We start from the raw sequence: 24,795 nt of genomic DNA, 5'->3' as shown, positions 1-24,795 counted from the left end.
GCAGATGTCCGACTTCCGAGCGGGGTTCCTGTGGGGCGCCTCCTCTGCACCGCACCAGATCGAGGGCAACAACCTCGCCAGCGACTGGTGGAAGAACGAGGGGAACATCCCCGGTCTCGAGCCCAGCGGCGACGCCGTCGACAGCTACCACCGCTACCGCGAGGACATGCAGCTGCTCGCCGACGCGGGACTCGACACTTATCGCTTCGGCATCGAGTGGGCGCGCATCGAACCGCGAGCTGGCCACGTCTCGCGGGCAGAACTCGCCCACTATCGGCGCATGATCGACACCGCTTTCGAGTTGGGCCTCACCCCAGTGATCACCCTGAACCACTTCACGATCCCGCTGTGGTTCGCCGAGGAGGGCGGCTGGACCGGCGAGACGGCCTTTGAGCGGTGGAGCACCTACATCGACACCGTCATCCCGATCCTCACGGACGTCGAATGGATTATCACCTTCAACGAACCGAACATGCTGTCGATGATGCTCAAAGCGCAGCAAGTCTTCGAGGCCGGAGACGCCGGAGACTGGGTCAGCCCCACCGTCGAAGAAGAGAACAGCGGTGCGCGGGCTGCGAGCCTTCCCGACCCGGATCCGGAGATCGGAAGGAGATTCATCGAATTGCACCGGGCCGTGCGTGACACGCTTCGCGAAGGCACCGGTGCGAAGGTCGGCTGGAGCGTCGCGTGTCTCGCCCTCACCGCCACGTCAGGCAACGAAGACAAGCTCACCGCAGTGCGCTACGACTGGGAGGACCTCTACCTCGAGGCATCCCGCGAGGATGACTTCCTGGGCGTTCAGGCGTACTCGTCCCAGTCCGTGGACGAGAACGGTCTCGTGCCGCACCCTCCGCACCCGGACAACTCACTCACCGGCGCCGCCTACCGGCCTGACGCCCTCGGCATGGCCGTCCGCCACGCGGCAGAGCTGGCGAACGTGCCCATTCTCGTCACGGAGAACGGAATCGCGACGGCAGACGACACCCGCCGCATCGCCTACACGGACGAGGCCCTAGCCGGACTCGCCGCAGCGGTCGCCGATGGGATCGACGTCCGCGGTTACCTGCACTGGAGCATCCTCGACAACTACGAATGGGGCCACTGGGGACCCACGTTCGGGCTCATCGCCGTCGACCGGACCACCTTCGTGCGCACTCCCAAACCGAGCCTGTCCTGGCTCGGACAGCGCGCCGCCGCCGAAAAGAAGTGACGCACGAGACGGCGCCAGCCTGATCGGCACACATCCCCACTCTCCAAGCGAAAGAGACCGAACATGACCGACTTTCCCGTTCCCACCACCATCAGTCCCGAGGCGCAAGGCCTGTTGGCGTGGGTGGCACAGATGCCTCAGCAACCCGATCCCGCACCCGACGATGTCGAAGCGTGGCGCGCTCTCGGAGAGGCAGCCGCTTCCGATGACCCGGCGACGGTCGAAGCCCTGGCCATGGCGACGACCGGAGCCGTCGCGACCGACGTCATCGCGACGGTCGAGCCAGCCGGAGTCGACGGCGCCAAGTTCTTCGTCGCCGAGCCCGAGGGTCTCGGCAGCGATGACGAGCGAGTGCTTCTCTACATCCACGGCGGCGGCTTCACCTACGGCGGCGGGGCGACTGCCCGTCGTTCCACGCAGCTCATCGCCGCGAACATCGGAGTGCGGACCTGGGGGATGGACTACCGGCAGCTTCCCGAGGACCCCTATCCGGCCGGCCTCGACGACTGCATTGCCGTGTATCGCCACCTCCTGCGAACGCACAAACCGGAGAACATCGCGATCGGCGGGCAGTCCGGGGGAGCGAACCTCACGACGGCGCTGCTCCTGCGAGCGCGTGATGAAGGCCTGCCCATGCCTGCCGGCGCGGTCCTCATCTCTCCGTGCGTGGACTTCACCCTGGCCGGTGACACCTGGACCACGAACGCCTTCGCGCTCCCTGGTCGCTTCGAGAACATGCTCGAGCTGTACCGAAACGGGAATGAACTCACCGAGCCGTACATCTCGCCATTGTTCGGGACGTTCACGGAGGACTTCCCCCCGACGATCCTGACTGCCGGAACGAGAGACTTCCTTCTCTCGGACACGGTGCGACTCCACCGCAAGCTTCTCCGTGCCGGCGTCCGCGCGGAGCTGCACGTCTGGGAGGGCGCGCTGCACGGCATGTTCATGGGGCAGGCTCCTGAGGACCGCGAGCAGATCGAACAGGTGCGCCGCTTCTTGGAGGATGTCTGGGCGCGTGCGTAGCCAGTCCGAGAACGCACTATTCGCATCAGTGCTCGGGCGGTGGTCCCGAGCACTGATGGGTGGTGTGAGCGATCGCGTCGGCTTTCTGCTCGGGGCGGGTTGGCTGCAATGATCGCTCGCCCCGGGGTGATCGCGGGGAGGTCGCTTTTGAAGCCTCTCAACGCGGTTGCGGGCGGCGAGACCGGCGCGCTGCCTGCACGCCCACTACGTGCGTGCTGACAGGCGAGAGTTGCTTGGCACCGAGCCCGAGCCGCAGCACGGACAGCTCACGCGTTCTTGGACCCAGGCACTGCGTTGCACTTCTCCGCCGCCACAGGCGGAATGCTAGATTCAGCACTAGCGCGCGCATGCGGGCAGACCGGGAGGCTCGAGCGTGGGGGTACAGCCCAAGCAGCGTAGGACGACAGCAGCGGATGTTGCGAAGTCGGTAGGGCTTTCGCGTGCCACCGTTGGTTTCGTTCTCAATGACACCCCGGGTCAGACGATTCCGGAGGGAACGCGGCAGCGGGTTCTCGCGGAGGCGGCACGGCTGGGTTACCGGCCGCATTCGGCCGCTCGTGCTCTGGCGAGTGGTCGATCGCAACTCGTCATGGTGGTGCTGCCCGACTGGCCGATGGACTTCAGCCTCCGGCGCAATATCGAAGAAGCGTCTCTCGCGCTCGACGAAGCCGGCTATGCCCTGATCACCTACACGCCCCACCCCACGGGAGCGGCACGCCCGTTGTGGGAAGTGCTGCAACCGGATGTGGTGATGTCCCTGCAACCGTTATCTGACGAACAGATCGCCGGCATCCGCGCCGCCGGCATCTCCCGCATCGTCCCTGATCCAGAGGCAGTGGTTGCTGACCAGGGCTGGGTTGAAGAGGGGCCGAGGCTGCAGATCGCGCATCTGGCCGCGCACGGCCACCGGCGCATCCTCTTTGCTGGCGCGCGAGACCCGCGCCTCGCCGATCTGGTGGAGAGTCGCTTCCGCAGAGCCAGTGAGGCCGCGGTCGCTCTGTCACTGGAGCCTCTCACGCGCGCTGACGTCGACCATGCCGACTCGGATGTCACCGATGTCCTGAGTTCGTGGCGAGCAGATGGAGTGACGGCGGTGGCGGCGTACAACGATGACATCGCCGCCACCGTCGTCGGCGCCGCGCTGCGGGTGGGAATGGCGGTTCCCCAGGACCTGGCGGTCATCGGGCACGACGACACCCCGACCGCTTCGATGGTTCACCCGCAGTTGTCCACCATCCGCGTCGATACGGCCGGGCTGGGGCGGCACATGGCGGCCCTCGCTTTGAGCGCGATCAACGGGACCGCGCCTCCTGCCGCGGGACCGGAGTTCACCGCCACCCTCATCGCCCGCGCATCCACCGGCGCCCAGGCCTGACGCCACGAGATTCTCTCGATTCCGAAGTCGCGCGCCGTGCGCCCCGTCTCAGACGTGGGTAGTCGGAGCGGGAGCTACTTGCACGCGCTAGTGATGCATAGTAGCGTTCACTTGTCACTAGCGCGTGCAAGTACGCGTGTAACCCGACGCGGTTAGTGTTGCCGCACAGACAACGGAGTCTTCATGAATCAGCCAGCTGATCACCAATACGCAGAACCCCTCGTTCCTGCCTCCGCCCAGGCGGCACCCGTGCCACCGGCTGCGGACTTGAACACCTTCAACGTCGAGATCCCCTCGGCCGAAGAGCTCGCTCCCGTTGGCGCGAAGTACATCTGGCTCATGGTGCTCGCTCAGTTCGGCGTCTTCGTCGCGTTCATCACCCCGCTGGCGATCTCACTGTCGATTCGAATCGCTGAACTCGCGCCGAACAACCAGGAGTTCCTCGCCTACATCACCGGGGCCGGCGCGTTCGCCGCGATGATCTCCTCGCCGTTCCTCGGCGTGGCGAGTGACCGCACTCGCTCCCGTCTCGGGCGCCGCCGCCCGTACATGATCGGTGGTGCGATCCTCGGAATGGTGTCGCTGCTGGTGATGGCGACCGCCCCCAGCGTCCTGCTCCTGGGTGTTGGATGGGTGCTGGCGCAGATCGGGTGGGGTCAGGTACTCAACAACCTCCTGTTCTCCATGGCGGATAGGCTCCCCGAGCATCAGCGCGGAAAGGTCGCCGGCCTCACCGGATTCGCCACCCAGGTGGCCCCGGTCGTCGGTGTTGTGGTCGCCGGCGGTTTCGCCACCCAGAACATCCTGCTCTTCCTCATCCCTGGCTTCATCGGGATCGTGTTCGTCCTGCTCTTCGTGCTCTTCATCCGCGAGAGCGACAGCCGCACCATGGCTCGCCAGCCGCGTCTGCACATCGGCACGCTGCTGAGCAAGTTCCTCTTCAACCCGCGTCGGCATCAGGACTACGCATGGGCGTGGCTGGGACGGTTCCTGTTCTACTTCGGTCTGACCCTCAACACCACGTTCACGGCGTTCTTCTTCGCACAGCGCCTCGGTGTGGAGGTCGCTGAGGTGGCACCGACACTTGCCGTCCTCTCCCTTCTGGGGATCGGCGCGACCACCATCGGTGCGGTGGGCGGCGGGTTCCTGTCGGACAAGCTGCGTCGTCGTCGCGTCTTCGTCACTGCGGCAGGCATCCTCTTCGGGGCCGGTGCCATCACGATGGCGTTGTCCACGGACATCGTGGGTCTGATGGCCGGGTCGCTGCTGTGCTCGGTGGGTATCGGAGCTTTCGCTGCCGTCGACCAAGCGCTGATCCTCGACGTGCTTCCCGCGCGAGAGACGGACACCGGACGATTCATGAGCATCATCGGTTTCGCAACGTCCCTTCCACAGGCGGTCGCTCCGCTCATCGCTCCCATCTTCCTCGCGATCGGCGTCACCGCAGCCGGCGAGAAGAACTACCTGTTGCTCTACATCGTCGCCGCTGTCTTCACCGCCGCCGGTGGTCTCGTCGTGCTTCGGATCCGCGGCGTGAAGTAGCGCTGACTGCGTTCCGTTCATCTCGACCCAACCCACGCCTCGTCATCCCAGGAGAGTCCCGACCATGACCACAGCTTGGACCGCCGCGTTCATCACACCCACGTCCACGACCGGCGTAACGGATGAGCCCGCGTCCTATCTCCGTCGCGAGTTCCACGTCAGGGAGCAGCCCGTCCGGGCGACCCTGCACGTGACTGCGCTCGGGCTCGCGGAGCCGCACCTGAACGGGGCGGTCGTCGGCGATGAGGTTCTCGTGCCGGGCTGGACGTCGTACCGGCACCGGCTGGTGGTCAGTACCCACACGGTCACCGACCAGATCCGGGTCGGTGCGAACGCTCTCGGAGCCGTCCTGGGCGAAGGGTGGGCGCTGGGTCGTCTGGGATGGGAGGACCGACGCAACCACTACGCAGAGCGTCCTGCTCTCTGGTTGCAGCTCGAGCTCGAATACCCGGACGGCTCTGCCGATGTCATCCGCACCGACTCCGAGTTCAGCGCCAGCACGGGCGGGGTGCGAGAGAACAGCATCTACGACGGGGAGACCTTCGACGCTCGCCTGGAACCGGTCGGATGGGATCTCCCCGGATTCGACGACAGCGAGTGGGGGACCACGGAAGAGGTCGACTGGCCACTGGAATCGCTTGTCTCGCCCGTCGCGGAACCGATTCGTCGCATCGAGGAGCTCGAGCCGGTCGACATCTTGACGACGCCCACGGGACGCACCGTCGTGGATTTCGGACAGAACATCTCCGGCTGGGTGCGTCTGAGGGTCAAGGGCACGACGGGCACCACCATCACGCTGCGTCACGCGGAGGTCATGGTGGACGGTGAAGCCGACTTCGAGACCTTGCGCACGGCGAAAGCCACCGATTCCTATACGCTCCGCGGGCATGGCGTCGAGCAATGGGAACCCCGGTTCACCTTCCACGGATTCCGCTACCTGCAGCTCGACGGCTGGCCCGGCGAGCTCACGGCCGACAGTGTGCGCGCCGTGGTCGTCCACTCCGATATGACGCGAACGGGCTGGTTGGAGACGTCGAACCCGCTGCTGAATCAACTGCATTCCAACGCTGTGTGGTCGATGCGTGACAACTTCGTCGGAGTGCCCACGGACTGCCCCCAGCGCGACGAACGGCTGGGCTGGACCGGCGACATCAACGCGTTCGCACCGACAGCGGCGTTCCTGTATGACGTCCGCGGCGTGCTGGGGTCTTGGCTGAAAGACCTCGCGGTCGAGCAGCAGGAGAAGGGTTTCGTGCCGTGGGTCGTGCCTGATGTGCTGTCCACGCCGTCATCTCCGACGGCCCTGTGGAGCGACGTCGCGGTGAGCTTGCCCTGGACTCTGTACCGCGAGTACGGAGATGAGAGCATCCTCTCCGACGCCTACGACTCGATGACGACCTTCATCCGCCAGGTCGCCGACCTTCTCGACGACGACGGATTGTGGAGTTCCGGCTTCCAGTACGGGGATTGGCTAGACCCGGATGCTCCCGCCGACAACCCTGCGGGGGGCAAGACGGACCGACACCTCGTTGCGGCCGCGTACCTGTATCGCACGACCCGCGAGATGGCGGACACGGCCCAGGTCCTCGGACGCGCCGATGACCACGCGGAGTTCGCCTCGCTGGCCGCACGCGTCCGGACCGCGTTCCTCGACGAATACGTCACGGCGACGGGTCGTGTGGTCAACGAGAGCGCCACAGCGTACGCCCTCGCCGTCACGTTCGATCTGCTCAGCGCGGACCAGATGGCGCACGCCGGAGACCAGCTCGCGAAGATCGTCGCCCGTGCCGGGTACCGGATCTCCACGGGCTTCGCGGGGACCCCGCTCGTCACCGACGCACTCACCGCCACCGGCCACCTGGACGAGGCGTACCTGCTGCTCCTGGAGACCAGCGCCCCGTCCTTCCTCTATCCGGTGACGATGGGTGCGACCACGATCTGGGAGCGGTGGGATTCGGTGCGCCCCGATGGCAGCATCAACCCCAGCGGCATGACCTCCCTCAATCACTACGCTCTGGGCGCTGTGGTCGACTGGATGCACCGCACCATCGGAGGCCTCACCGCCACCGAACCGGGATACCGCGCCGTGAGGATCGCGCCGCAGCCCGGTGGAGAGCTCACCTCTGCACGGCTGCGTCACACCACTCGATACGGCGACATCTCCGTCGCCTGGGCGAAGGACGGCGACCAGGCCACCGTGGACGTGACGATTCCGGAAGGAACGACCGGTGACGTCGTGCTTCCCTGGCATCCGGAGCAGTTGAGCGTGCCCGTCGGTGCCGGACATCACCACTGGGCGTACCAGATTGCTGAGGATGCCAACGGTATCCCGCTGTCGTTGACCTCGACGCTGCGCGAAGTCGCCGATGACGCCAAGGCCTGGCGTGCATTCACCGACGTGTTCGCCCGCCACTACCCGGGCATCCCCCTGGATGCGAAAGCCCCGGAAGCTGCAGCACTGCCCATCGGCACCCTCCTGGACTATGTCCCCGGCGCTTCCACGAAGTTCCGCTCCGAGATCGAAGCGTCACTGATCACCTCCTCGAATGGACTTCCCGCATGACTGTCGACATCAGCACGCTCACCCTCGAGCAGAAGGCCTCTCTCCTCTCCGGGCAGGACTTCTGGTCCTCGCAGCCCATCCCCGAGGTCGGGATCCCATCCATCGTCCTCACCGATGGGCCGCACGGCATCCGTCGCCAGGACGCCGAATCCGACCACCTCGGAATCAATGACGCCCTGCCCTCCACCTGCTTCCCGCCGGCGGTGGCCGTCGGATCCAGCTGGGATCCCCAGATCGCCGCGCAGGTCGGCGCAGCGGTCGGGCGTGAGGGACTCGCGTTCGGGGTCGGGGTCGTCCTCGGCCCGGGCGTGAACATCAAGCGTTCTCCGCTGTGCGGGCGCAACTTCGAGTACTACTCGGAGGACCCCCTGCTCTCGGGCGTACTGGCGACAGCTCACGTGAACGCCATGCAGGACGTGGGCCCGGGCGCTTCCGTGAAGCACTTCGCCGCGAACAACCAGGAGCACGAGCGGATGCGGATCAGCGCCGATGTCGACGAGCGCACCCTTCGTGAGATCTACCTTCCCGCGTTCGAGCGGGTCGTCACCGAAGCCGCACCCGCGACGGTGATGGCCTCGTACAACAAGATCAACGGCGTGTACGCGTCTCAGAACCGGTGGCTGCTCACCGACGTGCTCCGCACCGAATGGGGATTCCAAGGCGCCGTCGTCTCCGACTGGGGCGCAGTCAGCAACCGAGTCGCGGGCGTCGCCGCGGGTATGGACCTCGAAATGCCCGGCAACGGTGGCGGCACGGACCAGGAGATCGTCGATGCCGTACGCAACGGCACGCTGGATGAGCGGGTGGTCGATGAGTCCGTGCGCCGCGTGCTTGCACTCGCCGCGCGGCCCACACCGTCGAACGGGACGTTGGAGGTGGACGCCCACCACACCCTGGCACGGACGCTGGCTGCAGATTCCATCGTGCTTCTGAAAAACGAAGACGACGCGCTGCCTGTTGCCGACGTCTCGCGGATCGCAGTGATCGGCCCCTTCGCCACGGACCCGCGGTTCCAAGGAGGAGGCAGCTCCCACATCAATGCCACGCGCACGGATGCCGCCCTGGACACCATCCGCGACCACGCCCTCGAGCGCGGCATCACCGTTGAGTACGCCACCGGGTTCCTCCTCGCCGACGGCGATGAAGATACGGACGCTCGCCGCGCAGAGGCAGCATCAACCGCTGCACGTGCAGACATCGCGATCGTGTTCGCGGGCCTGAGCGACCGCGAGGAATCTGAAGGCTTCGACCGCGAGACACTGCAGTTGCCTGCCGCTCAGATCGATCTCATCAAAGCGGTCGCAGCGGTCGCTCCCCGCACCGTGGTGGTCCTTTCCAACGGCGGCGTGGTCTCCCTCGAAGGATGGCACGACGACGTCGATGCCATCGTCGAAGGGTGGCTTCTCGGACAGGCCGGCGGATCGGCCATCGCAGACGTGCTGTTCGGAGTCGTGAATCCTTCCGGGCATCTCGCGGAGACGATTCCTCTGCGCCTGGAGGACAACCCCAGCTGGAACAACTTCCCTGGCGAGCAAGGACATGTCCGCTACGGCGAGGGCGTGATGGTCGGGTACCGACACTACGAGACTGCAGGCATTCCGGTGAGGTACCCGTTCGGACACGGACTCTCCTACACGACATTCGCGACAACCGGACTGGAGATCGAACAGGCCGGCTCGGACGCCGTGACCGTCCGCGTGACCGTCACCAACACCGGCACGAGGACCGGCAAGCACGTGGTGCAACTTTACGTTGCCACCGACGCAGGTCCTGTCCGCCGTCCCGCGCGGGAGCTGCGCTCCTTCGCAAAGATCAGCCTCGAACCCGGCCACACGGAGACCGTCGAACTCACGCTCGGTCGACGGGCATTCGCGTACTGGGACGTCGAGCTGAGTCAGTGGGTGGTGCCGGCGGGGGAATACCGTATCCAGGTCGGCGAGAACGTGTCCACCATCGTTGCGGAACACTCCGTCACGCTGGAGGGAGACGTCGTCGTCCGTGCCCTCACGATGGCATCGACAGTCGGCGACTGGTTCGCGCACCCGGTCGTCGGACCCGCCCTCATGGCGGGAATGGCCGAGGGGCTGACCGAGGAGCAGGCGCAGCAGGCAGAGCAGAATCCTGATGCCCTGAAGATGGTCGAGTCGATGCCGATGCAGCAGTTCCTCACCTTCACCAATGGGGCGTTTCCCCTCGAGATGCTGGAGCAGCTCATGGCCCTCAGTACGGACGAACCCGCGAACGCGTGACCGGCCGGGCAACGGCCATCTTCACCCTCGATTGAACGGAATCATCATGCCCCGCCTCGACACCAAATCCATCATCGTGACCGGTGCTGCCTCCGGAATCGGACGCGGCACGGTGCTGCGTCTTCTCGACGAGGGTGCGCGCGTCGCCGCCCTCGACCTCAGCGACGACACGCTCGCCGCTCTCGCGGACAGCGTGCCAGCAGAGCACCGGGACCGCCTGTTCACCCACCGCGTCGATATCTCTGATGAAGAGTCGGCGAAGACAGCGGTTGCCGCAGTCCTTGCTGAGTTCGGGTCGCTCGACGCGCTGGTGAATGCCGCCGGCATCCTCTTCGGAGACCACACACACGAGGTCACCCTGGAACGGTGGAACAAGATCATCAACGTCAACCTCACGGGGACGTTCCTGGTCACCCGCGAAGCTCTGCCGAGTCTGATCGCGACCCCCGGCGGTGTGATCATCAATTTCGCCTCGACGTCCGCGTTCTTCGCCCACCCCTACATGGCCGCATACTCCGCGTCGAAGGGCGCTATTGCAGCCTTCACCCACTCCATCGCTCTCGAGTACGCCAAGCAGGGGCTGCGAGCAATCAGCGTCGTCCCCGGCGGTATCACGAGCGGAATCACCAGCACCACCGCGCAGAACCTTCCGGCCGACACCGACTGGTCTCTGTTCACCAACCTCCAGGCTCGCCTCGGCGACGGCTCTCAAGGGACGCCGGAGAACGTCGCGGGGATCATCGCAACCCTGATCTCCGACGACGGTGCCTTCATCACGGGAACCGAGATCCGCATCGATGGCGGCGCACACATGTGACGGGGATGTGATCTCAGTTGTCTCCGGAATACCCGGCCTTACAGGTGTCCCGAGTCGCGGGATTGACTCGACACACAGCGGACGCGCGCTTCCCAACGTGCACCAAAGTTGGTCGTCGAGCGGTGGCTGTCGGAGCGGGACCTGCACGGCTACCGCGACGCAGCCTGGGCGCCGAACCGCGCCGGAACCTTGACGCGCCTCCGGGCGTGCCAACTTCGCGCGCTCGGAAGCCTGAGGAGGGCTGGTGATTCCAACGTAGGATTTCGCCATCTAGCCTGGAACGCAGCCGCCCGGATCGATGCCAACTAGCGCGGAAACCGCCAGATCTTCGCCATCTGGATCCGGAACCTACACTGACCTGCGGATTCCGGCTGAACTCGGCGAACACTTAGGGCGCTGCGGACAGGACTTCGGCCAGCACACGCTGCTGAGATCTCCCGGGATCTGGGCTGGACTGGTCCGACATGGTCACAAGTGCTTTCCAGAGAGCCCATCCTCGCGCGCGTTGCCATGTTGCATCATCGAGACCGACCGACTCGCGAAACGCCGCACGCGCCTCGTCATCGAAGTACGTCCACGCGATGACGAGATCACATGCGGGGTCGCCGATCCCGCATGTGCCGAAATCGATGACCGCCGAGAGTCTTCCGTCCTCTGCAAGCAGGTTCCCGGTGGCGACGTCTCCGTGAAACCAGACGGGCTCGGACTCCCACGCAGACGTCGTCGCGGCGAGCCAGATCTCTCGGCACCGTTCCGCATCGACGTCGTCGCCCAGGCGATCGAGGGCGATCTGCACTTGATCGCTGTACACGCTCGGATGACAGCCGCGGTAGAAGGAATGTCGTCCCGCTGAGGCGCCCGCACCTGTCGGGAGGGATCTCAGGGCGCGCAACACGGATCCCAGATCGACGGCCAAGGAGACCCGATCGATCAGCGAATTCTCATCGATCGTGTTACCGGGCAACCATCGACGTACGGACCAAGGAAGCGGGTAGTCCCGGCTTGGCACTCCGACTGCCACGACACCGGGGACAGGAACCGGAAGCTTCCCGTCGAGGAACTCGAGCGCGCGCTTCTCTTTCTCGACAGCCGCGACATAGGCCTCGCCACTGGGCAACCGCACGGACAGGTCATCTCCCAGGCGAAACGTCCGGTTGTCCCACCCCTGTTGCGGAACCGCGCGAATGCGCAGTGCGCTCCAGTGCGGAAACTGCTCCGATATGAGTTCGGCCACCAGGGGCTCGTCGATATCGATCATCTTTCCTCGCCACCGCTTCATCGCGACCGAAACGAATAGTCCTCGGAGCCAAGGGCTCGCGACCAAGCGTATCCCGCCGTGCTGTTCGTCGGACTTGTCCTCAATCGGGCACGCGACGTGGGCACGAAGCCGGGCGGTCCGAGGATTCAATCCGTGCCTGAAGGGTCCGGATAGCAGCTGCAGAATCCAGGGTTGATCGCCAGCATCCGACGCGCTGCATCGACGGTCGGCGCATGACGTCAGCGCGTCGGCGTCTTCTACACTCCGATCGGTGAGGCGAGCGCGTGGTCGGCCTCCTGCCAGGCGTTGCGCACCTGCGAGCGGAAGTGCTCGCGCGTGCTCTCCTCCAGAGCGAAGACGATAGGAGACTCGGCGAGGATGCCGGCGACGGCGATCTTGGCGACCTCATCCGGTGTGATGCCGAAGGGGATCACACCCGTCCCGAAAGGATCGGCGGCCCGGGGACCGAACTGAGACGGCCGATTGCGCTGAGAATCCAGGATCCTCGTCGAGACCTGACCCGGGCACAGCAACGTGACCAGGACGCCTTCGGATGCGAGCTCATATCGCAGGCCTGTCGTGATCCCCACGATCGCTTGCTTCGAAGCCGTGTAGAGGGCGCTGCCCTGCGGGTTGTCCAAGAACGCGTGCGTGGACGCGGTGTTGACGATGTGCTTCCAGCCGTCCTGTGCGCGCATTCGGGGGAGGAACGAGTGGAGCGAGTTGAGAAGCCCCTGCACGTTGACGGCGGACAGCCACTGCCAATCGCCGAGGGAAGCATCGGCGACCTTCCCGAACAACAGAACGCCGGCATTGTTGCAGAGCAGCTCCACCGATCCGAACTCGGCGAACGCCGCATCGGCAAAGGCCTGCACTGCCCCCGGATCGCTCATGTCGACCTGCATCGGCAGGCAGCGAGCGCCCGATTCGCGGAGCCGGCTCGCGAGCGCGTTCACGCCGTCCCCGTCGATGTCGCCGATCACCAGGTTCATCCCCTGAGCGCTGAGCTCGATGGCCAGGGCGGCGCCGATGCCGCTCGCTGCACCGGTGACGACTGCGGTTCGTCCGTTCAGATCGGAGAGGGTGGGCATAGTTGCTCCATTCTTGTGAACATCACTGTTCATCTCGTTCGGGCTGCGCGGGGAGTGCGCGGAGTGTGAAGACCGTGTGCAGGTGCGCGGAAAGGGCACCGGGGATATCGATGTCTTCGGGGTCGTAGAGCCACTGGATCTGCAATCCGTCCCACATCGCCAGGAAGTTCGTCGCTTCACGGGCCGGGTCACGACCGGGTGCGAGGAGGCCTTCGTCGGCGGCTTCGGCGAACAGCGCCGTGAAGTAGCTTCGCGCCCGCCGGTACCGGAAGCGGATGTAGTCGTGCCCAGGATGCTCGGGGGCGAGAGCTTCGCCGGTCAGCACGGTGAAGAACGCGATGAGACCGGGTTCGGCCTCGACCGCAGTGCGGGCGCTTTCGATGATCTTGGCGAAATGCTCGCGCGCCGACCACGACTGGGCGCGGGCCGAGGCGAGGCCATGATCGTCGCGTGCGACGAGAACCGCGGTGAGCAGGTGCTCCTTCGTCGGGAAGTACCGCAGCAGGGACGATTTGGGAACGCCTGCGTACTCGGCGATCGCCGCCAGCGATGTGTTGTGGAACCCTTGTCGTGCGAAGAGGATGACGGCGCCGTCGACGATGCTGGCCCGTCTCTCCTGCGTTGCGGCGTAGCCGGCGTCGCGCGGCAGCGCATTCAGGTCGCCGGCCCGCGTTGTCGAGCGTGGCGACGAGGGGGCTCGTCGTCGTTGCGGCGGCGTCGCGCCCAGGTGGTCGGCGAGGCCCTCGACGACGTCGACGGCCTCGGGGTCGTAGAGATGCTGAATGTGGAGACCGTCCCAGAGAGCCAGAAAGCGAGTCGCTGTGGACGTCGTGCTCTCTGGCGCCGTCGGCATCGCATCCGGCACGGCCAAGGCGGTGGCAGCCCGGGCGCGGCGATAGCGCTCCCTCATGTAGTCATGAGCCGGGTGCTGTGGGCTGGTCGCTTCTCCTGCGAGCGACGTCAGCAGTTCGACAGCTCCGGGAACTCTGAGATTGCGTGCGGCGATGTCGAGGACGTCAGTTGCGGTCGGATGCTCCGTCGCGTGTGTGCGCTCTGCCTCCCAGTGCTCGTTCACGTTGTCGAATCGATCGATCAGGCAGGTGAGGATGGCTTCCTTCGAAGCGAAGTGGCGGAGGAGCCCAGCATGGCTCACGCCCGCTTCGGCGGCGATATCGCGAAGGGAGACCGCCCGGAATCCGTCATTCGCGAAAAGCTCCGACGCTGCGTCCAGGAGCCGGTTCCTCGTGAGGATGCCGTTCGCGTACCGACGCGGCGAAGTCGTGGACTCCACGCCATGCTCCTTCCTGGTCGTCACTTTGGGGGTCGTGTGATTCCCACAGTAACCGAGATCTCGAGTAATTGTTACCACGTGGTCCGGATTGGGGATAGTGTGTGCGCAGGTCAATGACGACAGGAAGGCGCGCAATGACACAGCCATCGTTCGGCTCACCCCCGGTGAGCGTCCACGCGGATGCGAAACCCGCGCACGGCATCGGTTCGGTCGATCGGGAGCCTCGAGGGTTCATCACGCTGTACGTGCTGGCGAACTTCGGGATCTACATCGCCATCATGGCCCCGGTCATGTTCTCCCTCGCCTTCAAGCTGCAGCACATCACGGGGTCTGTCCCAGCTGCCACCGGCGCCATCGGTCTCGTCACCGGCAGCGGTGCACTCGTCGCGCTCCTCATCCATCCCCTCACCGGGAGGCTTTCGGACCGGACTCGGTCTCGATTCGGTCGCCGCCGACCCTGGATCGTCGGCGGTGTACTCGCCGGAACCGTCGGACTCGGTCTACTGGGGCTTGCGGAGACCGTTCCCTTGGTTCTTGCGACATGGTGCGTCGTGCAGGCGAGCTTCGGCGTCGCTGCCACTGCCGTCGCAGCACTGGTTCCGGACAACGTGCCCCACCACCGACTCGGACGGGTATCGGGAATCGCGGGGGTCGCCGTGCCGATGGCGATTCTGGCCGGCAGCGTCATCGCCGCGCTCATCCCGAACGACTTCCTGCGCTTCCTCGTGCCGGGGCTCCTCGCCGTCGTGTTCGCTCTTCCTCTCTGCCTGAAGCTGGATGATCCTCCTCTTATCGGAGAGACGCCGCGATTCCGGGTCCGCGATGTCGTGGGTTCGTTCGCATTCGACCCACGCAAGAACCCCGACTTCACCTGGGCGATGGTGGTGCGCTTCCTCGTGATGTTCGGCTACGCCGGCATCTCCACGTTCTTTCCGTTCTTCCTCAGTGAGAAGCTCGGCTACACCGAAGTGGAGACCGCGCACGCGGTCCTGCTCTCCAATCTTGTCTCGGTCGTCTGCCTGTGCATCTCTGCTCCGATCGGGGGAGCGCTGTCTGACCGAATCGGCCGACGACGTCCGTTCGTCGCTCTTGCGGGTGCAGTGATGGCTCTCGGGCTCGTCCTGTTGGCACTCGCGCCCTCGCTTGGCATCGTGCTGATCGGTCAGGGAGTCGTCGGGCTCGGGCTCGGGGCGTTCACCGCCGTCGATCAGGCGCTCAGCACTCAGGTGCTCCCGAATGCGCGGGAGCGTGCGCGAGACCTGGGACTGCTCAGTCTCGCCTCGAGCCTTCCGCAGTCGGTCGGCCCGGCCATCGCCCCGTTCGTGATCGCCGTGGGCAGCGCCACCGCGATCGGCGGATACAGCGTCTGGTACCTCCTCGGCGCAGTCATCGCGCTGGCGGGTGGTCTCGCCGTCTATCGCATCCGAGGGGTGAGGTGACGCCCGCTAGAGCCGGGCCAGGAACGTGAGCATATGAGTCTCGTATCGATCCCGGTCGGTGTTCCATGCCCCGGTGTGGATGGCGTCGTCGACCACGACCAGTTCGACCTCTTCGGGCCAGGCCTGTGCGAATTCTTCGCTGGAGGCCAAGGGGATGATGGAATCTCGTGTTCCGTGGAAGATCAGCACCGGCTGTCGAGGCCCGCCGTTCGCCAGATTCTGTGCCAGCGAATCCGCGTCGGCGAACGCAACGCCGGATCGGCTTTCGACGATAGCCCGCTCGATCGGAGCGATCCAGCCCGGGAGGCCCAAGCCTGCGACGACGTGGTCGAGAGCGGCATCGAAGTCCAGTGCCGGTGAATCGAGGATCACGCCACGGACGGCGGTCGTGTCCTCCGCGCGATTCAGGTACTGCTCGACCACCGCGCCTCCCATCGAGAAGCCGAACAGCACCACGCCACTCGCCCCGTTGTCGAGCGCGTACTGCACTGCGGCTTCGAGATCGCGCCATTCCGCCACTCCGAGTTGGCGACCGCCGTTCTCATCGCCCGGCGCACCCGGGTCATTGCGGTAGGTGATGTCGAGAACCGGGTGGCCCGCCCCGGTGAGAGCCGGCATGGAACGAAGACCGGCGGCACGTCCTGCGCCCAGACCGTGGACCTGGATCACCCAGACCGACCCGGTCGAGGGTACGAACCATGCGGGCATGGGCCCGCATTCGGAGGAGTAGTGGACCTCCTCGAAATCAAGGTTCAGAGCCGCCTTCGGGTCTTCGTCGTACACCGTGACTGAGACCTTCGCTTTGGCCCCCACCGGCGGAACCGACGACGCGTCGAGAACACGGGTCACCTGCTCATCGGACAGTTCGAGGATCTCCCCGACCAGCCCGTGGCAGATATCGTCGCCGCACTCCCAGTCGAGCCCGAACACGCCTGGCGATGTCGCTGCTGCTTCCGCCGGAAGCGTCACCGTGTCGGCGGTGGCCTCGACGATGCTCGTGCCGAGGGGTTGGGTGTCCACAGGCTTCACGAGAAGGTCCGACGCCCTCCACAGCAGCACGCCCCCGACGGCGATTCCTGCCAGCAGCAGGAGAGCCGCACTCGCGCCGATCCAGGCGAGCACACGTTTGCGGCGTGAGATCGGTCGGGGTCTCGCTGTTCGGTTCATCGTGGTCCGCTCTCTCGCTCATCGTTTGTCATCTCCCCGTCAGAAGAGCGAGGGAAGAGAGACCGCGACAACGATCGCGACCCCGGCCAGACCCGCGGCGATCGCGAGCCCCATCAGGGTCGCGAGCACCCCGGCTCCGGGCATCGATGCATGGTCTCCGTCGGCGGCGAGCACCGAGTTCACGGCACGGCTGCGGCTTCGCGCCATGACCCACACCAGTGCGGATGCAGCGAGCCCGGCCACTCCGGCGAGTGACCACCACCCGTTCTCGAAGGCCGCCGGCAGCAGTCGCAATGCGACGAGCGACCCCACGGCGAAGGCGAGAGCGGTGCGTCGCCAAGCGAGCTCGGTCCGCTCCGGCTGCAGTCCCGGATCGAAGAGCTGCGTCATGGCATCAGGATCGCAAGGAGGATCAGCACGCCGGCACTCGTCACCGCGACCCCGAGCAGCGGAGCCATGCGAGACGCGGGCAGCGGTTCGTGCAGGCGCAGCGCACGCTCGGTGGCCGCCCATCCCCACCAGGCCATGGCCGGGGTGAGCACGCCTGCCGTGACCAGGACCAGGGCGGCGCTCAGCCGGAACGCGGAGTTCAGATCCAGCCCGAGGACTTCGAGCGCCACGCCGCCAGCGACGAGGGCGAGCGAGGTCCGGATCCATGCGAGGAACGTGCGCTCGTTGGCCAGCGTGAAACGAGCGTCAGGTTCGGTTCCGCGTTCGAAGACCGATCGGGGGAACCGGGGCCGGGTCATAGGGCGACCGTCCGGAATCCGGCGTTGCCCATGGACGAATCCGGTGTGTTCGACGATCGTGCCGAGTTGCGGTACCTGTTGCAGTAAGAGATGTGGCAGAGATAGCTCCCACCGCGTAGAACCCGTGCGGCACCACGTGGCGGCCCCTGCGGATCCTTCACCGGTGACGTCGCGTAATAGCGTGGGTCGAACCAGTCGGCGCACCATTCCCAGACGTTGCCGACCGGCTGCCAGAGGCCGTATCCATTGGGCTCGAAGGTGCGGACGGGCGCGGTCGTGAGCCAGCCGTCTTCCCCGGTGTTGCGTCGGGGGAACTCGCCCTGGAAGATGTTCGCGCGCCAGCCGCCGTCGTCGACCTCCTGGTCGCCCCACGGATACTTCGCGTCGGCGATTCCGCCGCGCGCCGCGTACTCCCACTCGGCTTCCGTAGGCAGTCGGCGCCCTGCCCAGTCGCAGTACGCGAGCGCGTCGTTCCAGCTGACGTGCACGACCGGATGGTCTCCACGCCCCTCCACGCTCGAGTTCCGTCCGTCGGGGTGGGCCCAGTCAGCGCCTCGAACGCCGAGCCACCAGGGGGTGCCGGCAGCGGGACCCATGATGTCCTCCTCAGGAGCTGACACCGCGAGATGGAAGACCGCCGAGAACCCCCACGTCTCGGCCTCCGTCTCATACCGCGTCTCGGCGACGAAGCGCGCGAAGTCGTCGTTCGTCACCGTCGTCGCATCGATGTCGAAGGCCTCGATTTCAACCCGATGCAACGGCGTTTCGCCGTCGCCACGATTCTCGTCGCCTGAAGAGTCGCCCATGGTGAAGGCGCCGCTCGGGACATGAACCTGCGCGATCGAATGCGAACCAGCCGTGGCGGGAGACCCTGCTGACGGCGCCGATCCGGACGCTTCGAACTGGGCGCGGCCGGGCATGCCGCAACTGCACCCGCCGCTGCAGAGGGCCTCACCGCCGGCAGAGGACGTCGCGCCGACCAGGGGGAGCATTCGCGCGCCTGATTCAGAAGCTCTGGTTTCCGGCATCCGTGGCCTCCCCCCGTCGAGCGTGCTCGGTGATCAACTTGTGAAGTTTCTCGAGGCGCCCGATCATCACATCCATCGCCGCCGTGCCCCCCTCGTGGTGGTGGTCCTCCACCAGTGTCACCAGTTCGATGTCGAACGACGAGTCCGGGTCTGCTTCGATGGTCCGATCGCGGTAGCGGTACTTGCTGATCTGCCTCTTCCTGGCGTCGATCTCGATCTCGATCAAGGCGAGCAGGGCGTCGGGGCCGAGGAACCCGGAGAAGAACATCCGGGCTCGGAACTCGTAGTTCACTGCTTCAAGAGTCGGACGGTAGTCGCTCGTCAACCAGGACATGAACACGTCGCGGCCTACCGGCGTCGTCCGATAGATCTTGGCGTCTTGCGCACCGGGGCGGGTACTGACGGCGAAGCTCACCCAGCCGCGTTCGGCCATCTGCGCCAGAGAGCGGTACACCTGGCTCATGTGGGTGCGGGGGCGCATGAACACGCCTTCCATCTCCATGTAGCGACTGATCTCGTAACCAGTTCGCGGCTTGATGAGCAGGATGCCCAGAAGCAGGTGCTCGAGCTTCATGCGAGTCCAATCGGTCAGCTTCGCTGTTGAGACCAGCGTAGATCTCCTGGAGCGCGTTCATCCAAGTATTCAACAAATCAAATCATTTCTATTCGATTTGTTGAATACTCGTCGGATTCCTGTTAGCGTCACCGCAAAGGACGGTCCATGGTGGACCTCACGCACCGGAAGAGACATCGATGTTTACTTTCAAGAAACGCATCGCCGCGCTTGTGTCGGCGATGGCGATCACAGCACTCGCACTGTCCGGCTGTGCCGGCGCAGGGCCGGACTCGGATGTATCGAGCGCAGAGTCCACCCAGGGAACGGGAACACTGACCATCGGGACGATCGTCGCGTCTACGACGTTCGCCGCGAACAACGCTCCCTGGTCCAACGAATCGCCCTACCTCCAGGCGGTGTACGACACGCTCCTGCACGCCGAGCCTGATGGCACCGTCGTACCGTGGTTGGCGACGGACTGGTCGTACAACGACGACATGACGGTGCTCACCCTGAACCTCCGCGACGACGTGACGTTCACCGACGGCACGAAGTTCGACGCATCGGCTGCAGCCCTGAACCTGCTGCGATTCCGCGATGGGACCTCTCCCCAGAAGGGCTACTTGGCGACGCTCGCTGATGCGAAGGCTGTGGATGCCACGACGCTTGAACTCACGTTGAACTCTCCGAACCCTTCGCTGCTGTCGTTCCTCACGCAGAATCCGGGTCTGCAGCAGAGCCCGGCGACCTTCGACGCGGCTGATGAGAAGACCAACCCGGTCGGCTCCGGGCCGTACGTCCTCGACACGAAGGCGACCGTCGTCGGCTCGGCGTACGTCTTCACGAAGAACCCCGACTACTGGGCGCCGGAGAGTCAGCATTACGCGAAGGTCGTCATGAACGTGTACACCACACCGACGGCGGTCCTCAACGCCCTCAAAGGCGGGCAGATCAATGGCGCGCCCGTTTCGGACAGCGCGATGATCGCGCAGCTGGAACCGGCGGGACTCACTGTGCAAACCCAGCAGTTGAACTTCTTCGGGTTGCTGCTCTTCGATCGCGATGGGGCCATCGAGCCCGCACTCGCCGATGTCCGTGTCCGCCAGGCGATCAACTACGCGTTCGATCGAAAGGCGCTGCTCGAGTCCGTCGGTCAGGGCAACGGGAAGGTCACGTCCTCGATCTTCTCTCCCGACTCCTCGGGCTACGTCAAGGATCTGGATGACTTCTACTCCTACGATCCGGAGAAGGCGGAGGAGCTTCTTGCGGAAGCCGGGTACGCAGCCGGCGACATCACGCTCAAGATGCCCACATCATCCGGCTTCGCCCCGGCCACCTACGCGCTGGTGAAGCAGTATCTGTCGGATGTGGGGATCAATGTCGAAGAGGTCGGTGTCACTCCGACCAGCTTCCTCTCAGACCTGCTCGCGGCGAAGTACGCCAGCACCGTCATGATGCTCAAGACGGCGCCCACGTCATGGGAGACGGTGACCCTCGACCTGCTTCCCTCCTCGGGGTGGAACCCGTTCCGCGTCAAGGACGCGACCGTCGCAGAGCTCGCCGCGACGATCCAATCCGGCACGGAGGAAGAGGCGGAGGCTGCGGCCAAGGAACTCAACGAGTACATCGTCGAACAAGCCTGGTTCGCACCGTGGTACCGCCCGGACTTGAACTACGCGACCGATGCCAAGACGTCGGTGGAGCCCCAAAGCGGAAACTCCTACCCCTACCTCTGGAACTTCGTCCCGAAGCAGTGACGACGTCGGATGGGGCCGGCCCGGCCCCATCCGACCCTCTCGAAAGACTCGCATATGCTCTCGTTCATCGCTCGACGCGTCGCTTCGGGCATCGTCCTCGTGATCGCCATCAGCGTGATCGCCTTCGCCCTGCTCTATGCCGGGGGCGGAGACATCGCTCGCCGCATGCTCGGAGAGGATGCTTCGCCCGAGACCGTCGCGCAGAAGGCGACGGAACTGGGGCTCGATCAGCCGCTGACCCAGCAGTTCTTGACCTGGGCGTCCGGTCTCATCCGCGGCGATCTCGGCACGTCGTGGTTCACAAGCCAGCCGGTGAGTGATGCCATCCTCAGCCGACTGAGCGTCACACTCTCACTCGTCTTCGGTGCGATCGTCGTCGTCGCGTTCGTGTCGGTGATCCTGGGCACCCTCGCCGCGACACGCCGCGGATGGATCGATACGGCAGTGCAGGTTCTCTCTCTGCTCGCGACGGCGATCCCGGCGTTTCTCGTCGCTCTCGGACTCGTCCTGGTCTTCGCCGTGAATCTCGGATGGTTCAAGCCCACCGGCTACGTCCAGTTCACGGACTCACCTGCAGGCTGGCTCAGCTCGATCACCCTTCCGATCACGGCGCTGGCGCTCGGTGGCATCGCCGGCGTCACGCAGCAGATCCGTGGGTCCATGATCGATTCGCTGCGCGGCGACTATGTGAGAACTCTGCGCAGCCGCGGCCTGAACGCACCCTCCGTACTCTTCCAGCACGTGCTCCGCAATGCCGCAGGGCCCGGTCTCGCCGTGCTCGGCGTGCAGTTCGTCGGTCTCATCGGTGGCGCCGTCATCATCGAGCAGATCTTCGCCATCCCCGGGATGGGGCAGGTCGCGGTCACGGCCACCTCGCAGGGGGACATCCCTCTCGTCATGGGCCTCGTCGTGGTCACTGCGATCCTCGTGGTCATCCTGAATCTCCTCGTCGACCTCGCTCAGGGGTGGCTCAATCCGAAGGTGCGTCTGTCATGATCGATCCCCAGGGCGTCGAGATCGCCGGCGAGGCTCGGCCGATCGCTTCCCGCTCGTCTCGAACTCTGTGGCGACTCCTGAAGAAGCCGCTTCCTGCCATCGCGCTCGGCTTCCTCCTGCTGGTCGCCTTCCTCGCGATCTTCGGACCGGCAATCGCTCCGCACGACCCCGATACGGCATCGGCAGCCGCCGTGTTCGGCCCGATCAGCGCCGATCACCCTCTCGGCACCGACAGCGCAGGGCGCGACGTGCTCTCCCGTCTGCTTTCCGCGACGCGTTTCAGCATCGCCGGAGCAGTGCTCGCCATCGCTGTGGCGTCGGTCCTCGGCATCACCAGCGGACTCGTCGCGGGCTACTACGGCAAGTGGTTCGAGGCCACCTCCGCCTGGATCGTCGGCATCATCCAGGCTCTGCCCGGAATCGTCGTGCTCCTTGCGGCACGCGCCGTCGTCGGCCCCTCGATCTGGGTATCGATGGTGATCTTCGGTGTGCTGCTGTCACCGGCGAGCTACCGCCTGGTCTACTCGACAGTGAGCGCGGTCCGCAATGAGCTCTACGTCGATGCCGCACGGGTCTCGGGTCTCAGCGACCGGCGCATCATCGCCCGGCACATCCTCACGGTGGTCCGTGGGCCCGCGCTGGTCCAAGCCGCCTTCGTCATGGGCCTGGCGATCTCGATCCAAGCGGGGCTCGAGTTCCTGGGGCTCGGCGACCTGTCTCTGGCGACCTGGGGCGGCATGCTCAACGAAGGATTCTCGAACCTCTACACGAGCCCGATCCTCATGCTCTGGCCGAGCCTCGCCATCGGTCTGACCTGCCTCAGCCTCGTGCTTCTCGCCAACGGGCTGAGAGACACTCTGGAGCGCAGCGACGCCCCGCAGCGCCGCAGCCGGCGCACTCCTGAAGCCGTGACGCGCGTCGCGTCGGAGCCCGTCGTGCGCCACGGTGCTGGGCACGACTTCGAGGACGCGGATGTCCTCCTCGATGTGAAGGACCTCGCTGTCGGATACGGGCAGGATGACGGCACCGTGAAGACCGTCGTCGAAGACGTCTCGCTGCGGGTGCACCGCGGAGAGGTGCACGGTCTGATCGGCGAGTCCGGTTCCGGAAAGACGCAGACCGCGTGGGCGGTTCTCCGGCTCCTGCCGGAGGGAGGCCGCATCGTCCACGGTCAGATCGAATTCGAAGGCGAAGACCTCGCTGCTGCGAGCCCCGCGAAGATGAACGGCCTGCGCGGGTTGAAGATCGCATACATCCCGCAAGAGCCGATGTCGAACCTCGATGCGAGCTTCACGATCGGCAGTCAGCTGGTGCAGCCGATGCGCCAGAAGCTCGGCATCGGGAAGGGCGAGGCGAAGCGCCGGGCTCTCGATCTGCTGCGCCGAGTCGGAATTCCCAACCCCGAGCGGACATTCGCGGCCTACCCGCACCAGATCTCGGGCGGAATGGCGCAACGCGTGCTGATCGCCGGCGCCGTCTCGTGCGATCCGGACCTGCTCATCGCCGATGAGCCGACCACCGCACTCGACGTGACGGTGCAGGCAGATGTCCTGGACCTTCTGCGAGGTCTGCAGAGCGAGCGCAACATGGGGATGATCCTCGTGACGCACAACTTCGGAGTGGTCGCCGACATCTGCGACACGGTGTCGGTGATGCGCGCAGGACGGATCGTGGAGACCGGACCGGTGAACGACCTCTTCGAGCACCCGGAGCATCCCTACACGCAGTCCCTGTTCGACGCCGTGCTGGAGGAGATGGAGCCGGCGTCTTCCGAACCGAGGCAACCCGAAGGAGTCCTCCCGTGAGCGGCACGCTCGTAGACATCCGCGATCTGGTGGTCGAGTACCCGGCCAAGGGCTTCCGCAAGAAGCCGTTCCGCGCCCTCAAAGGCGTATCGATCGACATCAAGGCGGGTGAGACCGTGGGCCTCGTGGGAGAATCCGGCTCGGGCAAGACCACGCTCGGACGGGCACTGCTCGGGCTGGCGCCGGTCACTGACGGGACCATCGAGTACGACGGCCGCGATATCGCCCACCTCTCGTCGCGGCAGCGTCGAGCGCTCGGGCACGACATCCAGGTGGTCTTCCAAGACCCGTACACGTCACTCAATCCCTCCATGACGATCGAGCAGATCCTCATGGAGCCGCTCACCGTCCGCAACGTCAGCGTGAAGGACGCCCGCGCGAGGGTTCGCAAGCTGCTCGACCAGGTGCGCCTTCCCGGCGACGCCGCCCAACGACTGCCCCGTGAGTTCAGCGGCGGGCAGCGCCAGCGAGTGGCGATCGCGCGTGCGCTCGCCCTGCAACCACGGCTCATCGTGTGCGACGAACCGGTGTCGGCGCTCGATCTGTCGACGCAGGCGCGAGTCCTCGAGCTCTTCAAGGAGATCCAGGACGACACCGGTGTCGCGTACCTGTTCGTGTCACATGACCTCGCCGTCGTCCGTCATCTCAGCAATCGCGTCGCGGTGATGTACCACGGCGAGATCGTGGAGTGGGGCGACGCGGAACAGGTGACGACGAACCCCCGGCATCCGTATACCCAGCGATTGTTCCTCGCGGCACCGGTGCCGAATCCCGCGCTGCAGGCGAAGCGCCGCGCGGAACGGCACGCACTGCTCGCAAGCCAGAACCGAGAATCGACCAGCACGGTCACGCTCAAGGTGTGACAGGAAAGCAAGG

General features: G+C 65.5%; 20 protein-coding genes. 12 read left to right on the top strand and 8 right to left on the bottom strand.

Translation table 11 applies throughout. From position 1 onward, the window contains the following. Nucleotides 1–4 precede the first annotated feature (4 nt). The 7 genes from ACI3KT_RS09690 to ACI3KT_RS09660 all read left to right on the top strand — a co-directional run bounded on the left by ACI3KT_RS09690 (nucleotide 5) and on the right by ACI3KT_RS09660 (nucleotide 10,782). Nucleotides 5–1,210 carry a family 1 glycosylhydrolase gene (locus ACI3KT_RS09690; RefSeq protein ID WP_404903919.1) on the top strand — a complete coding sequence of 402 codons (1,206 nt, stop codon included), beginning with the start codon at nucleotides 5–7 and terminating at the stop codon, nucleotides 1,208–1,210. 63 nt (nucleotides 1,211–1,273) lie between these two features. Next, on the top strand, nucleotides 1,274–2,236 hold the full coding sequence (locus ACI3KT_RS09685) for an alpha/beta hydrolase (RefSeq protein ID WP_292904461.1): 963 nt from the start codon (nucleotides 1,274–1,276) through the stop codon (nucleotides 2,234–2,236). A gap of 373 nt (nucleotides 2,237–2,609) precedes the next feature. After that, the gene (locus ACI3KT_RS09680) at nucleotides 2,610–3,611 is read left to right on the top strand and encodes a LacI family DNA-binding transcriptional regulator (RefSeq protein ID WP_404903917.1); all 1,002 of its coding nucleotides are present in this window, start codon (nucleotides 2,610–2,612) and stop codon (nucleotides 3,609–3,611) included. 183 nt (nucleotides 3,612–3,794) lie between these two features. Next, nucleotides 3,795–5,153 (top strand): MFS transporter, encoded by a 1,359-nt coding sequence (locus ACI3KT_RS09675; RefSeq protein WP_404903915.1) that lies wholly within the window; start codon nucleotides 3,795–3,797, stop codon nucleotides 5,151–5,153. 64 nt (nucleotides 5,154–5,217) lie between these two features. Further along, nucleotides 5,218–7,716, top strand: a complete 2,499-nt coding sequence (locus ACI3KT_RS09670) for a family 78 glycoside hydrolase catalytic domain (protein WP_404903913.1) — start codon at nucleotides 5,218–5,220, stop codon at nucleotides 7,714–7,716. Next, nucleotides 7,713–9,965, top strand: a complete 2,253-nt coding sequence (locus tag ACI3KT_RS09665; protein WP_404903911.1) for a glycoside hydrolase family 3 C-terminal domain-containing protein — start codon at nucleotides 7,713–7,715, stop codon at nucleotides 9,963–9,965. Before ACI3KT_RS09670 ends, ACI3KT_RS09665 begins: the two co-directional genes overlap by 4 nt. Before the next feature lie 46 nt (nucleotides 9,966–10,011). After that, nucleotides 10,012–10,782, top strand: coding sequence for an SDR family NAD(P)-dependent oxidoreductase (locus ACI3KT_RS09660; protein WP_292904467.1), 771 nt, complete (start codon nucleotides 10,012–10,014; stop codon nucleotides 10,780–10,782). A gap of 388 nt (nucleotides 10,783–11,170) precedes the next feature. Here ACI3KT_RS09660 and ACI3KT_RS09655 read toward each other — a convergent pair whose 3' ends face one another. From ACI3KT_RS09655 to ACI3KT_RS09645, 3 genes are all read right to left on the bottom strand, one after another. After that, nucleotides 11,171–12,040, bottom strand: a complete 870-nt coding sequence (locus tag ACI3KT_RS09655; RefSeq protein ID WP_404903909.1) for an aminoglycoside phosphotransferase family protein — start codon at nucleotides 12,038–12,040, stop codon at nucleotides 11,171–11,173. Nucleotides 12,041–12,297: 257 nt separating this feature from the next. After that, on the bottom strand, nucleotides 12,298–13,131 hold the full coding sequence (locus ACI3KT_RS09650; RefSeq protein WP_404903907.1) for an SDR family NAD(P)-dependent oxidoreductase: 834 nt from the start codon (nucleotides 13,129–13,131) through the stop codon (nucleotides 12,298–12,300). Between the two features lie 22 nt (nucleotides 13,132–13,153). After that, complete coding sequence (locus tag ACI3KT_RS09645) at nucleotides 13,154–14,422, bottom strand: TetR/AcrR family transcriptional regulator (protein ID WP_404903905.1); 1,269 nt, start codon at nucleotides 14,420–14,422, stop codon at nucleotides 13,154–13,156. Nucleotides 14,423–14,556: 134 nt separating this feature from the next. Here ACI3KT_RS09645 and ACI3KT_RS09640 point away from each other — a divergent pair, with 134 nt between their 5' ends. Further along, nucleotides 14,557–15,861, top strand: a complete 1,305-nt coding sequence (locus ACI3KT_RS09640; protein ID WP_404903903.1) for an MFS transporter — start codon at nucleotides 14,557–14,559, stop codon at nucleotides 15,859–15,861. Between the two features lie 6 nt (nucleotides 15,862–15,867). On the opposite strand, the gene ACI3KT_RS09635 is transcribed toward ACI3KT_RS09640, so the two are convergent. The 5 genes from ACI3KT_RS09635 to ACI3KT_RS09615 all read right to left on the bottom strand — a co-directional run bounded on the left by ACI3KT_RS09635 (nucleotide 15,868) and on the right by ACI3KT_RS09615 (nucleotide 19,379). Then, entirely contained in the window at nucleotides 15,868–17,028 is a 1,161-nt protein-coding gene (locus ACI3KT_RS09635) for an alpha/beta hydrolase (protein ID WP_404903901.1), read from the bottom strand. Nucleotides 17,029–17,067: 39 nt separating this feature from the next. After that, on the bottom strand, nucleotides 17,068–17,418 hold the full coding sequence (locus tag ACI3KT_RS09630) for a DUF202 domain-containing protein (RefSeq protein ID WP_404903899.1): 351 nt from the start codon (nucleotides 17,416–17,418) through the stop codon (nucleotides 17,068–17,070). Beyond that, nucleotides 17,415–17,777 (bottom strand): YidH family protein, encoded by a 363-nt coding sequence (locus tag ACI3KT_RS09625; RefSeq protein ID WP_404903897.1) that lies wholly within the window; start codon nucleotides 17,775–17,777, stop codon nucleotides 17,415–17,417. The genes ACI3KT_RS09630 and ACI3KT_RS09625 overlap by 4 nt, the downstream gene beginning before the upstream one ends. Further along, nucleotides 17,774–18,583 carry a formylglycine-generating enzyme family protein gene (locus ACI3KT_RS09620; RefSeq protein WP_404903895.1) on the bottom strand — a complete coding sequence of 270 codons (810 nt, stop codon included), beginning with the start codon at nucleotides 18,581–18,583 and terminating at the stop codon, nucleotides 17,774–17,776. Before ACI3KT_RS09620 ends, ACI3KT_RS09625 begins: the two co-directional genes overlap by 4 nt. A 199-nt stretch (nucleotides 18,584–18,782) precedes the next feature. Further along, nucleotides 18,783–19,379: a helix-turn-helix transcriptional regulator gene (locus ACI3KT_RS09615; protein WP_404903893.1), complete on the bottom strand. Its 597-nt coding sequence runs from the start codon at nucleotides 19,377–19,379 to the stop codon at nucleotides 18,783–18,785. Between the two features lie 179 nt (nucleotides 19,380–19,558). On the opposite strand from ACI3KT_RS09615, the gene ACI3KT_RS09610 reads away from it, so the two are divergent. Genes ACI3KT_RS09610 through ACI3KT_RS09595 form a run of 4 tightly spaced genes read left to right on the top strand, consistent with a single transcriptional unit; the run spans nucleotide 19,559 to nucleotide 24,782 of the window. Beyond that, the gene (locus ACI3KT_RS09610; RefSeq protein WP_404903891.1) at nucleotides 19,559–21,118 is read left to right on the top strand and encodes an ABC transporter substrate-binding protein; all 1,560 of its coding nucleotides are present in this window, start codon (nucleotides 19,559–19,561) and stop codon (nucleotides 21,116–21,118) included. A 54-nt stretch (nucleotides 21,119–21,172) separates the two neighbouring features. Continuing rightward, nucleotides 21,173–22,114: an ABC transporter permease gene (locus ACI3KT_RS09605; protein WP_404903889.1), complete on the top strand. Its 942-nt coding sequence runs from the start codon at nucleotides 21,173–21,175 to the stop codon at nucleotides 22,112–22,114. Continuing rightward, nucleotides 22,111–23,919 (top strand): dipeptide/oligopeptide/nickel ABC transporter permease/ATP-binding protein, encoded by a 1,809-nt coding sequence (locus ACI3KT_RS09600; protein ID WP_404903887.1) that lies wholly within the window; start codon nucleotides 22,111–22,113, stop codon nucleotides 23,917–23,919. The genes ACI3KT_RS09605 and ACI3KT_RS09600 overlap by 4 nt, the downstream gene beginning before the upstream one ends. Continuing rightward, nucleotides 23,916–24,782, top strand: a complete 867-nt coding sequence (locus tag ACI3KT_RS09595; protein ID WP_404903886.1) for an ATP-binding cassette domain-containing protein — start codon at nucleotides 23,916–23,918, stop codon at nucleotides 24,780–24,782. Before ACI3KT_RS09600 ends, ACI3KT_RS09595 begins: the two co-directional genes overlap by 4 nt. Nucleotides 24,783–24,795 lie beyond the last annotated feature (13 nt).

The sequence above is a fragment of the Microbacterium sp. ZW T6_19 genome, from assembly GCF_044987465.1.
GTDB lineage: Bacteria > Actinomycetota > Actinomycetes > Actinomycetales > Microbacteriaceae > Microbacterium > Microbacterium natoriense_A.
Note: the sequence above shows the minus strand (reverse complement) of the source record. Positions and strands in the feature narration are given on the sequence as shown.